The organism is Streptomyces umbrinus (assembly GCF_030817415.1).
GTDB lineage: Bacteria > Actinomycetota > Actinomycetes > Streptomycetales > Streptomycetaceae > Streptomyces > Streptomyces umbrinus_A.
In genome coordinates this window covers 10,597,929-10,610,798 of sequence record NZ_JAUSZI010000002.1, presented here as the reverse complement: position 1 = coordinate 10,610,798, position 12,870 = coordinate 10,597,929, and the positions used below count along the sequence as shown (strand labels likewise).

The 12,870-nt window shown below is 68.1% G+C and carries 12 protein-coding genes; 8 read left to right on the top strand and 4 right to left on the bottom strand.

Annotated elements, in window-relative coordinates; genetic code table 11:
• Positions 1–4: 4 nt before the first annotated feature.
• Both QF035_RS47065 and QF035_RS47060 read left to right on the top strand, forming a co-directional pair.
• On the top strand, positions 5–1,057 hold the full coding sequence (locus QF035_RS47065; protein ID WP_307528284.1) for a 3-oxoacyl-ACP synthase III family protein: 1,053 nt from the start codon (positions 5–7) through the stop codon (positions 1,055–1,057).
• Positions 1,023–1,820 carry an SDR family oxidoreductase gene (locus QF035_RS47060; protein WP_307528282.1) on the top strand — a complete coding sequence of 266 codons (798 nt, stop codon included), beginning with the start codon at positions 1,023–1,025 and terminating at the stop codon, positions 1,818–1,820. The genes QF035_RS47065 and QF035_RS47060 overlap by 35 nt, the downstream gene beginning before the upstream one ends.
• Positions 1,821–1,869: 49 nt before the next feature.
• Here the strand turns inward: QF035_RS47060 and QF035_RS47055 are convergent, their stop codons facing one another.
• Positions 1,870–3,564: an MFS transporter gene (locus QF035_RS47055; RefSeq protein WP_307528280.1), complete on the bottom strand. Its 1,695-nt coding sequence runs from the start codon at positions 3,562–3,564 to the stop codon at positions 1,870–1,872.
• Between the two features lie 24 nt (positions 3,565–3,588).
• Here QF035_RS47055 and QF035_RS47050 point away from each other — a divergent pair, with 24 nt between their 5' ends.
• Entirely contained in the window at positions 3,589–4,032 is a 444-nt protein-coding gene (locus QF035_RS47050; RefSeq protein WP_307528278.1) for a nuclear transport factor 2 family protein, read from the top strand.
• 57 nt (positions 4,033–4,089) lie between these two features.
• Here the strand turns inward: QF035_RS47050 and QF035_RS47045 are convergent, their stop codons facing one another.
• Positions 4,090–4,743, bottom strand: coding sequence for a TetR/AcrR family transcriptional regulator (locus tag QF035_RS47045; protein ID WP_307528276.1), 654 nt, complete (start codon positions 4,741–4,743; stop codon positions 4,090–4,092).
• A 216-nt stretch (positions 4,744–4,959) separates the two neighbouring features.
• On the opposite strand from QF035_RS47045, the gene QF035_RS47040 reads away from it, so the two are divergent.
• The gene (locus tag QF035_RS47040) at positions 4,960–6,453 is read left to right on the top strand and encodes an MFS transporter (RefSeq protein WP_307528274.1); all 1,494 of its coding nucleotides are present in this window, start codon (positions 4,960–4,962) and stop codon (positions 6,451–6,453) included.
• Positions 6,454–6,691: 238 nt separating this feature from the next.
• Positions 6,692–7,411, top strand: a complete 720-nt coding sequence (locus tag QF035_RS47035; protein ID WP_307528272.1) for a helix-turn-helix transcriptional regulator — start codon at positions 6,692–6,694, stop codon at positions 7,409–7,411.
• A 41-nt stretch (positions 7,412–7,452) separates the two neighbouring features.
• On the opposite strand, the gene QF035_RS47030 is transcribed toward QF035_RS47035, so the two are convergent.
• Positions 7,453–8,547, bottom strand: coding sequence for a serine hydrolase domain-containing protein (locus QF035_RS47030; RefSeq protein ID WP_307528270.1), 1,095 nt, complete (start codon positions 8,545–8,547; stop codon positions 7,453–7,455).
• A 394-nt stretch (positions 8,548–8,941) separates the two neighbouring features.
• The gene (locus QF035_RS47025) at positions 8,942–9,214 is read right to left on the bottom strand and encodes a hypothetical protein (RefSeq protein ID WP_307528268.1); all 273 of its coding nucleotides are present in this window, start codon (positions 9,212–9,214) and stop codon (positions 8,942–8,944) included.
• A gap of 409 nt (positions 9,215–9,623) precedes the next feature.
• Here QF035_RS47025 and QF035_RS47020 point away from each other — a divergent pair, with 409 nt between their 5' ends.
• The 3 genes from QF035_RS47020 (at position 9,624) to QF035_RS47010 (ending at position 12,789) form a co-directional block, all read left to right on the top strand.
• Positions 9,624–10,796: an MFS transporter gene (locus tag QF035_RS47020; protein ID WP_307528266.1), complete on the top strand. Its 1,173-nt coding sequence runs from the start codon at positions 9,624–9,626 to the stop codon at positions 10,794–10,796.
• Positions 10,797–10,946: 150 nt separating this feature from the next.
• Positions 10,947–11,846, top strand: a complete 900-nt coding sequence (locus tag QF035_RS47015) for an NAD(P)-dependent oxidoreductase (RefSeq protein WP_307528264.1) — start codon at positions 10,947–10,949, stop codon at positions 11,844–11,846.
• A gap of 205 nt (positions 11,847–12,051) precedes the next feature.
• Positions 12,052–12,789 carry a maleylpyruvate isomerase family mycothiol-dependent enzyme gene (locus QF035_RS47010; RefSeq protein ID WP_307528262.1) on the top strand — a complete coding sequence of 246 codons (738 nt, stop codon included), beginning with the start codon at positions 12,052–12,054 and terminating at the stop codon, positions 12,787–12,789.
• Positions 12,790–12,870 lie beyond the last annotated feature (81 nt).

Sequence of the window (12,870 nt, the reverse complement as noted above, 5' to 3'; positions counted from 1 at the left end):
CTCCATGGCGAGGCATTCACTGTACGAAACGGAGAGCCAGCCAGGGGTGGGAATCAGAGCGATCGGCCGCTACCTCCCGGCCCGTGTCGTCACCAACGCCGAGCTGGCGCGGACACTTCCGACGAACGATGAATGGATTCGCGAACGAATAGGTATCGAGGAACGCCGCTTCTCCGCGCCCGACGAGTGGTCGTCCGATCTGGGAGCGAAAGCCCTTGCCGACGCCTGCCACCAGATGAACATCAACGTCCGCGACGTGGACCTGGTCATCTGCAGCACCTACACGCCCGACCATATGCTGCCCAATACCGCGGCCGCGATCATGCACAAGGCCGGTATGCCGCCCACTCCAGGTTTCGACGTGAACAGCGGAGGGTGTCCTGGAGCAGTATTCGCACTCGACATCGGTGCGAAGTACGTCTCCTCCGGTGGTTATCCGCGTGTTGCCGTAGTGCTCACGGATGTGGGATCGAAGCTCTTCGACCCGGAGGATCGCACGGTCGGCGTCATCTTCGGCGACGCGGCGGCCTGCTACATCCTGGAGCCGACGCTCCCAGGAAAGGGGATGAGGGACGTCCTCCTTCGCAGTGACCCCGATCACTACTCGTCGGTGTACGCAGCCCGCGAGTTACGCACGGACCGGAACGGGCTGCCGAAGAAGTCCGCGTTCGGGGACAACTTCACGACCATGCGGGGAAACGACATCAAGGAGTTCGTCCTCGGCGTCATACCTGACTTCATCCGAGAGTTCGTGCTGAAGGCCGGTCTGGAGCTCGACGACATCGACTTCTTCGCCCTGCACCAGGCCAACCGAAATCTGGTGCACGGAATCGTTGACGCGCTCGGCCAACCGCGCGACAAGACACTGACGAACATCGAGCGCATCGGCAACACCTCCGGCGCGTCCGTTCCTCTCGTCCTGCGGGAGGCGGTCGACTCGGGCCGGCTGCTTGCAGGCCAACTCGCGTTGCTGACTGCGTTCGGCGGCGGACTCAACTACGGGGCCGCCCTGGTCCGTTGGTGTGGGCCAGAAGACTTCGTCATCCAAGAGACGTGATCCTCACCCGGCAAGGAGACAACTCTTGCACGTCACCTATGACTTCACCGGACGGACGGTGCTCATCACCGGCGCCGGCCGGGGCATCGGCCTGGCCGCGGCCCGGTTCTTCCACTCCGCGGGAGCCGTCGTATGGCTCGTCGGCCGTGACGGGGCCCGGCTCAAGGAAGCGGCCGACAGCCTGGACGGTGCCCGTTTCGCGGAAGTCGACGTCACTCGCACACAGGAGGTCGACACCGTCGTGTCGGATGTCATCTCGGACACCGGCCGGATCGACATCCTGATCAACAATGCAGGAATTCTCCGGGACAGGATGATCTGGAACCTTGCCGACGAGGACTGGGACTCGGTGCTCGCAGTGCACCTCGGAGGTCCCTTCCGCTTCATTCGTGCCAGCGTTCCGCACTTCCGTCGGCAAGGCTGGGGCCGTGTGGTGAACGTGACGTCGTACGCCGGCATGCACGGCAACGTCGGTCAGACGGCCTACTCCGCCGCGAAGTCGGGGATCATCGGTCTCACCAAGACGGTGGCGAAAGAACTGGTGCGATTCGGTGTCACCGTCAATGCGATATCTCCCGTGGCCGAAACCCGAATGATCACAGCCCTGCCCGATGAGCAGCGCGAACGACTCCAGGACATCATTCCAGCGGGATACTTCGCCCCCGCAGCCGAAATATCCTGGGCCTTGGCGTATCTCGCATCCGATCAGGCCGGCTATGTGACAGGCACTGTGCTCCCTGTCGACGGCGGGATGTCGATCTGACTCCGGATCCTGGCCGCCGACGAGGTAGGCCATCATCGAACGCTGTCGGTCAGCCGGGCTGCTTCTCCTGGAGGCGAATACTCTCCGCCCTGCCGGGAGCAAGGAGCAGGACGGCCACCGCACCGACCGCCACGAACGCCGCGGCAACGAGCATCGCCCGATCCAGCCCGTCGGCGAAGGCATAACCGGCCGCGTCAGCCACCCGGGCGCCGGCGCTTCCGCCGATCCGCTCCGCGATGGCCAGCGCGGCATCAATGGAGTTACGCACCACAGCCAGCGACTCCGAAGGGATCGAGTCGCTGCGTTCACCGACACCGGAACGGTAACCACTGTTGAAAGCGCTGCCGAGGATTGCGATGCCCAATGCTCCGCCCACTTCGCGGGTGACATCGTTCACCGCGGACGCCACGCCCTGCTTCGAGGCCGGAAGGGAGGCGACGATCGAGTCGGTGGCCGGGGCCAGACACATGGCGATCCCCGCACCGACGACCGACGTGCCCAACAGCACGGGAAGGTAGGTGGAGTCCTTGTCCAGAGTGGCCAGAACTCCCATACCCCCGGCCATGATCGTCATGGCCACCGTCATCACGACCCGCAGGCCCAAGCGCCGTACGAGAACGGGAGCGGCGGGCGAGACCACAGCGACAGCGACGGTCATGGGCATCAGGGCAAGGCCCGCGACCAGCGGCGAATAGCCCTTGATCCACTGCAGGTACTGCAGCATCACATAGAACAGGCCGAAGATTGCCACGCTCGCCATGACGATCACGACCGAACCGGCGGCGAAGGCTCCGATACGGAAGAACCGGGGGTCGAGCAACGGATGTTCGACACGCAGCTCCCACAGCACGAAGGCCAACAGAGCCGCGGCACCACCGACCGCCGCCACCACGACGGCGATATCGGTCCAGCCGCGCTCGGGGCCTTCGATGATCGCGTACACGATGGCCACGAGCCCGACGACCGACAGCAGTGCGCCGACCACATCCACGGGGGTCTCGTCCGGATCCTTCGAGGTCGGAACGGCCGCGAGAACGAGAACCCCGGACACGACTGCGAGTCCGGCGCTCACCCCGAAGGTCGACCTCCAGGAAAACGCCTCCAGCAGAGCTCCGGAGATCAACAGACCCATCAGCGCGCCGCCTGCGGCCACCGCCGACCAGATCGCCACGGCCCCCGCCCGCTCTTCCGACGGAAAGATGGTGGTGACGATCGAGAGCGTCATCGGCATGATCATGGCTGATCCCACACCGGCCACCACCCGTAAGAGGATGAGCACGCTCGGATCGTCCACCCACATGGCCGCCGCCGACGCCGCTCCGAAGACGAGCACACCGGCCAGCAGCATGCCCTTGCGACCGTATCGATCGCCCAAGGCTCCGGCGGGCAGCAGGAATCCGGCGAAGACGAGACCGTAGGAATTCATGATCCACAGCAACTCGGCCTGACTGGCTCCGGTGTCTCCGGCAATGCCCGGCAGCGCCACGGTGAGCCCGACGACCATGCTGACGATCATCATCAGGGCCACACACATGACGGCCAGAACGAACCGCCGTCGCGCCAGTCCGGGCGGCGCGCTCGCTACGGGAGACGGAGTCGTCCCCTGCGCTTTCTCCATGTTTCGCTCCTTGCGCGGCCATGCCCGAGTGAGGCGGCGGCCTGCCGATGTAAACGATTGATTGAAACGATCGCTTGAACTACCGTACGGGAGGCGCGTCGAGCGCCGCAACCAGGTGCGCAGCACCAACGACCACGGGAGGTAATCGCCTTGACTCCGCAGGGCAACATCGAGAAGAACAAGGAAACGGTTCGCGCTTTCATCGACGCGCTCAATCGTCAGGACCTCGCCGGGCTGGATGCGCTCCTCGCGGATGACGCGACATGGACGGTGTGCGCACGCGATATTCCGGGAGCCGGCTCACACGAGAAGAAGGTGGTCCTGGAGCGGATTCTCCCGACCATGCTCGCGATCTTCGAAGCGGGCGAGCCTCGGACAGAAATCACCCGCATCGTCGCCGAAGGCGATGTCGTCTGTGCGGAGGCGGTCAGCCACGGCCGACTGCTCCACGGCGCGGTCTACAACAACCAGTACTCGCACGTGTACGAGGTCCGAGGGGACCGCATAGCGTCCATCAGGGAGTACACGGATACCGACTACGCGGCGAAAATCATGGCGGGAGCAGTCGAAGCAGGCCATTCGCTCGACCTCTGACGAAAATCGGGCGCGGTACGACAGGACGCGACACCAACACGCTGGGCCCGTACCGCTCTACTCGCCTTGAAAGACCGCCAGCACAGCGCCCACGAGTCGCTCCGTTTCCCTGTCCGGCTCCGTCGGCTCGGGAGCGGACCGCGCGGCAGCACCGTGCGGAGCGAGGTCGGCGAGCGCACCCGCCTGATGCAGGGCGAGGAGACCGACCATGACGCGGTAGCGGAAGGTGACCTCGTCCGGCGACAACGCGGGCAGGGCTCGGATCAACTCCTCCAGATAGCGGCCTTCCACCGTTTCGACTTCCTGGGCGAACAAGTGCCGGACCTCCGGGTCCGGTTCCACCATCACGCGACCGAGGAGGCGTACGACAGCCGGCGTTCCGTCCCTCCGTTGCCGCGTCAGGTTTGCGCCCGTACGAACGAAGGCACCGACGAGGTCGGCCACTTCGGGCTTGGCTTCGCCGGCGAGGAAATCGTCCAACAGGCGCTGCCGCTCCTCGTTGACCGGCCGCATGGCCCGTCCGACCACCGCACGCAGCAGGCCTTCTTTCGACCCGAAGTGGTAGTTGACCGCGGCCACGTTGGCGCCGGCGGCTTCGGTCACCGCGCGAGTCGAGGTCGCCGCGTAACCACGCTCACCGAACAGCCGCTCAGCGACATCGAGAATCCGGTCCCTGGTGCCCGGAGGCGTGGCCGCGCCCTTCTCAGTCATGACCTCAATCTAAAACGGTCGCTTGAAACGGGCAAGGCCGACCTTGCCCAAGGCGGGACGCAACACCATGCACGCCGGCAAGCGGTCGCGGATGCCGGCGACCAGGACGGCATCAACCCGGCACGACAGCCGGAGGAATCTTTACATCACTGTTCACTTTAGGAGTCGACCTCGCTACGGTAACCCTTACAGAACTGTTAGAGATCAGGAGCACCGGTGACCCAGGAGAGCCCACCCCACGGCCCCGCCCACGCAGGAGCGCAGCACCATGAGCACGAAATCCACCCGCCTGTCCCGCGCCGCTGGGCGACGCTGGCTCTGCTGTGCATGGCTCAGTTCCTGCTCATCGTGGACGTCACCGTCATCAACGTCGCCCTGCCCACGGTCGGCGACGAACTCGCCCTGACTGCCGGCCAACTGACCTGGGCTGTGACCGCGTACACCCTGTGCTTCGGCAGTCTGCTGCTGCTCGGCGGCCGCGCCGGTGACACCGTAGGCCGCAAACGGATGTTCCTCGCCGGACTGCTCGTCTTCACCGCTGCGTCCCTGGCGTCCGGTCTGGCCGAGGACGGCGGAACCCTGATCGCCGCCCGCGCCGCTCAGGGTGTGGGCGCAGCCATGCTGTCGCCCGCCGCGATGGCGATCATCACGTCGATGTTCCATGGCGCCGAGCGCAATCGCGCGCTCGGCGTGTGGGCAGCCATCGGAGGCAGTGGTGCCGCCTTCGGAGTACTGCTCGGAGGTCTGCTGACCACCAGCCTGGGCTGGGAGTGGGTGTTCTTCATCAACGTCCCGATCGGGGCGGCGGTCTTCGTCTGTGTCGCCATCGTGCTCAAGGAGAACGCGGAGAGCCCCGAGGGCCACCGCCGGGACTCCCCCGGAGGCATCGACCTGGCCGGCGCACTCACCATGACTGCCGCGCCCGGTCTGCTGATCTACGGACTCGTCCAGGCCCGCGACCACGGTTTCGGCTCGGCCTCGAGCCTGCTGCCCCTGGCAGGCGCGCTGGTCTGTGCGGGGGTGTTCGTGGCGGTGGAGAAGTCGGTCCGCGCCCCGCTCGTCCGGCTCTCCGTGCTGACGCGCCGCAACCTGGTCGGCGGCAGCGTGGTCATGCTCGCCGCATCAGGCGTCCTGATCTCCATGTTCTTCCTCTGCTCGCTCTACCTGCAGCACGTCCTGGGGCTGAGCGCCCTCAAGACCGGGCTGGTCTTCCTTCCTGTGGCGGTCGCCATCACGCTCGCCGCGCACCTGAGTTCGCAGGCGATCGGTAGGTTCGGCTGGCGCCCCGTGGCGACCACCGGGTTCGTGCTCGGCGCCGCTGGCAGCCTGCTGCTGTCCCGGGTCGAGGAGAGCGGGAGCGCATGGACCCAGGTGCTCCCCGGCTTCCTGCTCGTCGCGATCGGCCTGGGCGCCGGGTTCGTTTCAGCCACCACCAGCGCGATGAGCGACCTGCCGCACGAGGACATGGGGCTCGCCTCGGGCCTGGTGAACACCTGTCATGAGATGGGCGCCGCCCTGGGCGTGGCCGTGGTGGCCGCGGTCGCGGGCGCGAGTCTGGAAACCGGAGGGAATTCGGCCCCGTCGGTGAGCGGTTTCGACAGCGCGTTCCTGGCCTGCGCGGTGATCTCACTGGGCGCCGCTGTCGCCGGCGCGCTGCTACTCCCGCGTGGGCGCCCCGACCCGTCGCAAGGACCGGTCTTCGCACACTGACCCGGCACTGCCTGCCATCTGGCGCTCCAGGTCAAGCGGCGTTCATCAGACGCCCACGCAACGCCCACCACCCGGCCGTTTCCCCCGAGGCGGCCGGGTGGCGGGTCGCTTCAAACTGCTTGACTATGTAAATACGGCGATCGATAGTACTTTCCGATGACAAGCATTGTTCGTTGTCTATCGGGAGGGACATCGTCGTGGGGGAAGACCGTTCCTGTTGTCGTCAGGCACAGTGCTTATGACTGCGGCCACGGGGGGCCGCAACACAACGTCCGAGCAGTACGGCCCACCAGCGAAGAACCGCTCGGACGGCCACATCCTTCTGATCGATCCCGACCCCACCTCCCGGATCCTGATCCGACGGGCCCTGGAGGAAACCAGCCCATCCGCACCAGTGACATCGGTCGCTACCTCGGCGAGCATTCCCGTCGGCGGTCTGGGCGCTCCACTGACCCTGGTCGTCTCCTCCGAGGTCAACCATCACGATGTAGCGCCCCTCGTGGACTTGCTGACCCGGCAGGACACGCACGTCGTCATGATCCTGCGTATGCAGACGCGCGAACGATTCGAGGATCTGCTGGGCTTTCCCCTGGACGCCGTCGTGCATAGCGAGGATCTTCGCGGCCCGGCGGTGGCCGAAGCCCTGGCCCACCGAGCCGACGAGACGGTCGCGGTCTCCCGGCACGCTGTTCGCCAACTGCTCCATCTGGCCGGCAACTCGGCCGCCTCGGAAATCTCCGCACCTTCGCTCACCGCGCGGGAGGTGGAAACGCTAAGCGGCATGGCGGCGGGCATGAGCAACCGTCAGATCGCTCGCGACATGGGCATATCGGAGCACGGGGTCAAACGCCACGTCGCTCACATCTTCGCCAAGCTGAACTGCCGTAACCGCACAACCGCCGTGGCCGTGGCCCTCCGAACAGGTCTGGTGCCGTATCGGCCCACACAAAGTCGGTGATGCCCAGGCTGGTGCGGTCTCCGCTCTGGGCTCGGGGCTGCTCAGTCCTCGCCCACGACGGTCAGGTCGTCGTCCAAGGCCGCGGCGATCTGGGCAGCCCTGGAGTGGTCGTCCAAGCGACGCGTCAGATAGGCGCAGCCATGTTGGTGCCGGAGCGACCACCAGGCGGCCGAGCCGCCGATCCCGCCCTTGGCGATCTTTCCCTTGTCTCGTACGAAACCCAGCGTCCAGGTGATCCTGGTGCCGAACACCTCGTCGTAGTCGGTGACTTGGGAGGTGAGGAGCTCGGTGTGCAGCTGCGGCCCCAGCAGTTCTCGTACTGGTCCGTCCTCGCTGGTGAGACGGGAGAAGAACGCCGCCATCGCGGTTGCGGTGGTGTGCAGGTTGACCGCTCCGAAAACCGACTGCCGCCAGGCCCGGGAGTTGGCGCGCTCCGTGTCCAGAACACCGGCGGGGATCTGGAGCCAGGGTGCCGCGTGGAGCTGCCGCGGCCAGTCCGGGTTCGCGTACTCGAGGTCGGCGACGCGGTCCAGCGCCTGATCCGGCACGCCGAACCAGGCGTCGAGCCCGAGCGCGGGCCGCACCACGTCGTTGAACATCTCCCCCAGCGTCGTCCCGGCGCCCGCGCGCAGGATGCCGTCGACCAAGTGGCCGTAGGTCAGGGCGTGTTCTCCGAGCGACGTCCCGGGAACGTACTCCGGAGCCGCCTGCGCCAGGCTCTCCCGCAGCCCGCTGTCGTCCAGCAGGTCGAGCCCCGCGGCTTCGGGCGCGAAACGCGGCTGGCCCGCCCGGTGCGTGAGCACCTGTCTCAGGGTGGTCCGCTCCTTGCCCTGGCCCCCGTACGCGCCCCAGTACCGGGCGATCGGTTCGTCCAGCGCCAACGCGCCGTCACGGACCACCACCAGGACGGCGAGCGTGACGAACGCCTTCGACAACGAGTAGGGCTGGACCAAGGTGTCGCTGCGCCAGGGCCGGCTTCGACCGGCATCGGCCCACCCGGCGTTCAACCGGACGACCTCACGCCCTTCCCGCCAGACCGACAGGCCGGCCCCCGTTTCCAGACCATCGTCCACCAGTCGCTGAAAGACCTTGCGCACCTCGCCGTATCCGTCCCCGGCAAACCCCTCGACGTCCATCGTGCCCGCTCCCTTCATGGCTTCGGCTCGTCACCAACCGGATTGGATACCCCGGTGGGGTATATGCCTACCAATGCTCTCCCACGACGGCAAGCCCCGGGAGGACGGTTGGCGGTCGAAGCGGTCATCAAGCGCCAACTAGGCGTGCTCTGCTGGTGTTACGCGGGCACGGCCCAAAGCCCCGAGCAGCGACCTTCGATCAGCATGGCGATGAGGACGGCGTCCAGGATCACCGACGCGATCGCGTGCCGACCGTGAGGACGGCGGCGGTTCCCGACACAACGGCGAGCAGGGCGTAAGAAGCTTGCGGTCCAGCGAACGCGGCGAGCGCCCCCGCGATGATGGCGGGGGTGCCGTGAGCAATGCAGAGCGGCTGCCGTAATGAGTGCAGGCCCTAGATCAGCCCCTGTTGCGCGGCCTTGGCCGCCAACTCCCCGCGGTCGACGGCCCCCAGAATTGTCATGAGCCGCTCAATCCGGCGCGAGATGGTACGGCGCGAGACACCCACTCCGGCCCCGACGTTGGCGATGGACTCGTCCTGACCCATCAAGCGGAGAATTTCGACGTCCAGCGGGGCTAGCTGAAGGTGGGGCGTGTCGGCCGTGGGGCGGGCCGGCGGCGGGACCGTGCCGTCAGCCCACCCCGGAGCTCCAGCCTGCTCAGTCATGACGTCGTTTCCCTTCTGCACCGGCAAGAGGGGGGCGTTGACCCCTCCCCGGGGTGACTTCCTACCAGAGAGCGGCGTGTCCGCGCCGGGTTCGCTAGAGGTTGAGGCCATCCTCCGCCAGAGCGGCGGAAGCCACGTTCAGAAACCGCACCAGTCCCCCGGCCGGTCGCCCGGTGCGCCGCGCTGCCCATCCAATCGGGACGAACAGCCCCCGGGAGGCGACAGGAGCCCGCGACGACTGCCTAGGTCGTCAGCTCCGTGCGGCTGGGCTCCATTGACCGCAGAGACGTTTCCTTCCGGCACCCCAAGCCCCTGGCGACCAGGCACCGAATACGCCCTTGCCCAGCCCCCGGCTCCCGCCTAGCCTGAGTTTGTGCCGCTAATAAACAAATCCCGAACGCACAAAGACGTGCCGGGCCACAGCAAGGACCTCACCCGGCTCCGCATCGCCCTCACCACCTTCTTCGCCCTCGACGGCTTCATCTTCGCCGGGTGGGTCGTCCGCATTCCCGCCATCAAGGAACAGACCGGCGCCTCCGCCAGCACACTGGGACTCGCCCTCCTCGGCGTCTCCGCCGGAGCCGTCGTCACGATGATGTTCACCGGCAGGCTCTGCCGCCGCTACGGCAGCCACCCCGTCACCGTCGTCTGCGGCATCCTGCTCTCCCTCAGCGTCGCACTGCCACCCCTCACCCACTCCACCTGGACACTCGGCACGGTCCTGCTGATCTTCGGCGCCGCGTACGGCGGGATCAACGTTGCCTTCAACAGCGCCGCCGTCGACCTGGTGGCCGTACTGCGGCGGCCGATCATGCCCAGTTTCCACGCGGCCTTCAGCCTGGGCGGGATGATCGGCGCCGGTCTCGGCGGACTGGTCGCGGGCTCGCTGTCGCCGACGCGGCATCTGCTGGGCCTGACCGTGATCGGCCTGCTGGTGACGGCTGTCGCGGGACGCGCCCTGCTGCGGCACAAGTCCCCCGCACCGCAGCCGGCTCCCGGACAGCCCGAGGAACATGCGCCGCGCAGACCGGACCCCCGTACGCGCCGGCTGGTCGTCGTCTTCGGTCTGATCGCCCTCTGTACGGCCTACGGAGAGGGGGCCCTGGCCGACTGGGGCACCTTGCACCTGGAGCAGGACCTGGACGCGCACCCGGGCATCGCGGCCGCGGGCTACTCGTGTTTCGCGCTCGCCATGACGATCGGCCGGCTCTGCGGGACCACGCTCCTGGAGCGGCTCGGGCGGACCCGGACAGTGGTCGCGGGCGGCACCATGGCGGCTGTCGGCATGCTCGTCGGATCGCTCGCCCCCTCCGTGTGGGCGGCCCTCGTCGGCTTCGCCGTCACCGGGATCGGCCTCGCCAATATCTTCCCGATCGCCGTCGAGCGGGCCGGTGCCCTGGCCGGCCCCAGCGGCGTCGCCGTCGCCTCCACCTTCGGCTACGGCGGCATGCTCCTCGGGCCGCCCGCCATCGGCTTCATGGCCGACTGGCTCTCCCTGCCCATCGCCCTCACCAGCGTGGCGACCCTGGCCGCGGTGGCCGCCGTCATCGGATACGGGACGCGGCGGGCGACGGCCGACTGACGGCTTCGTCGGAGCCGCCACCGGGACCCGGTGCGCGGCGCGCCCGGCCCGACATCGCCACGGCACACAGCACAGCACAGCACGCCACAGCAGGGCAGGGCAGGGCACAGTGGTAATCGACGCACCATACGGATCAGGAAAGTTGATGTCATGACCGACAAGCTCACCGTCAGTGTCCTCGGCACCGGGATCATGGGCGCCGCGATGGCCCGCAACCTCGTCCGCGCCGGACACACCGTCCGGGCCTGGAACCGCTCCCGCGACAAGGCCGAGCCTCTCGCCGCCGACGGCGCACACGTCGTCGACACCCCCCTGGAGGCGGTCGAGGGCGCCGATGTCGTCCTCACCATGCTGTACGACGGTCCCTCCGCGCTGGACGTGATGCGGCAGGCCGCGCCCGCCCTGCGTGCCGGCACCGCGTGGGTGCAGTCGACGACCGCCGGGATCGAGGCCGTCGTCGAACTGGCCGACTTCGCCCGCGAGAAGGGCCTGGTCTTCTACGACGCGCCGGTTCTCGGCACCCGACAGCCCGCCGAGGCCGGTCAGTTGCTCGTCCTGGCCGCCGGTCCGGTCGACGGCAGGGAGGCCGTGACCCCGGTCTTCGACGCCGTCGGTGCCCGTACGGTGTGGACGGGTGAGGACGGTGCGGCGGGCAGCGCCACCCGCCTCAAGCTCGTGGCCAACAGCTGGGTCCTCTCCGTCACCAACGCGACCGGTGAGGTGCTGGCCCTGGCCAAGGCTCTGGACGTGGACCCGCAGAGCTTCTTCGACGCCATCGCAGGCGGCCCGCTGGACATGGGCTATCTGCGCGCCAAGGCGGGGCTCATCCTCAACGACCAGCTTTCACCGGCCGCCTTCGCCGTGGGCACCGCCGCCAAGGACGCCCGTCTGATCGTCGAGGCGGGCGAGCGGCACGGCCTCCGTCTCGACGTCGCCGCCGCGAGCGCCGAACGCTTCGCCCGCGCCGCCGCCCAGGGCCACGCGGACGAGGACATGGCCGCCGCGTACTTCGCGAGCTTCGACGAGAAGGACGCGAACGCCGGGGGCTGACCGCGGAGTTGGACGCGCGCCGCCTCATGCCGAGCGGGCCGCACTCGGTGTCGTCGTACCCGATGACAGTGTCGCAGTACCCGATGACAGGCCACGTCGTCGGGTACAACGCTCCGAGCGGCGGGCCGCACCACCCGGGTCAGAGGCGGAAGCGAGTCGCCCGCCGTCCCTCCTGGAGCCCGCCCCATCCGGCACACTCGCCTGCATGGAGACTGCCGAGTTCGTTCGAAGCCTGGACCGGGAAGGCGGGTTGCTGGCCGAGGCCGCGGAGGCGGCCGGGGCCGACGCCAAGGTGCCCACCTGCCCGGAGTGGCAGGTCCGGGACCTATTGCGGCACACCGGCATGGTGCACCGCTGGGCCACGGCGTTCGTGGCCGAGGGGCACACCTCGTACCATCCCGACGGCGGCCTGCCCGGGCTGGACGGCACGGAGTTGCTGACCTGGTTCCGGGAGGGGCACCGCAGGCTCGTCGACACGCTCGCCTCCGCCCCTCCCGACGTGGAGTGCTGGAGTTTCCTGCCCGCCCCTTCGCCGCTCGCCTTCTGGGCTCGGCGGCAGGCCCACGAGACGACCGTGCACCGGGTGGACGCGGAGTCCGCACGCGGTGGCGCCCCGACCGCGGTCCCGGTGGACTTCGCGGTCGACGGCATCGACGAACTGCTGCTCGGCTTCCACGCCCGCAGCAGGAGCAGGGTACGGACGGACGAGCCGCGCGTCCTGAGGGTGCGGGCCTCGGACTCGGACGCCGTGTGGAGCGTACGGCTGTCGGCCGAACCCCCGGCGGCCGAGCGGGGCGAAGTGGCGGACGCGGACTGCGAGTTGGTGGGGACGGCAGCTCAGCTCTATCTGGCGCTGTGGAACCGCGGCCCGTTCCCGGGTGTGACGGGAGACTCGTCGATCGCGACACTGTGGCGGGAGAAGTCGGCGGTCACCTGGAGCTGAGGGGCGGCACGCGACAACAGCGGCGGCGGGCGGGCCGCATCAGCGACTCAACCGGCCCGGCCAGTTCGCCCCGCCCAGCCA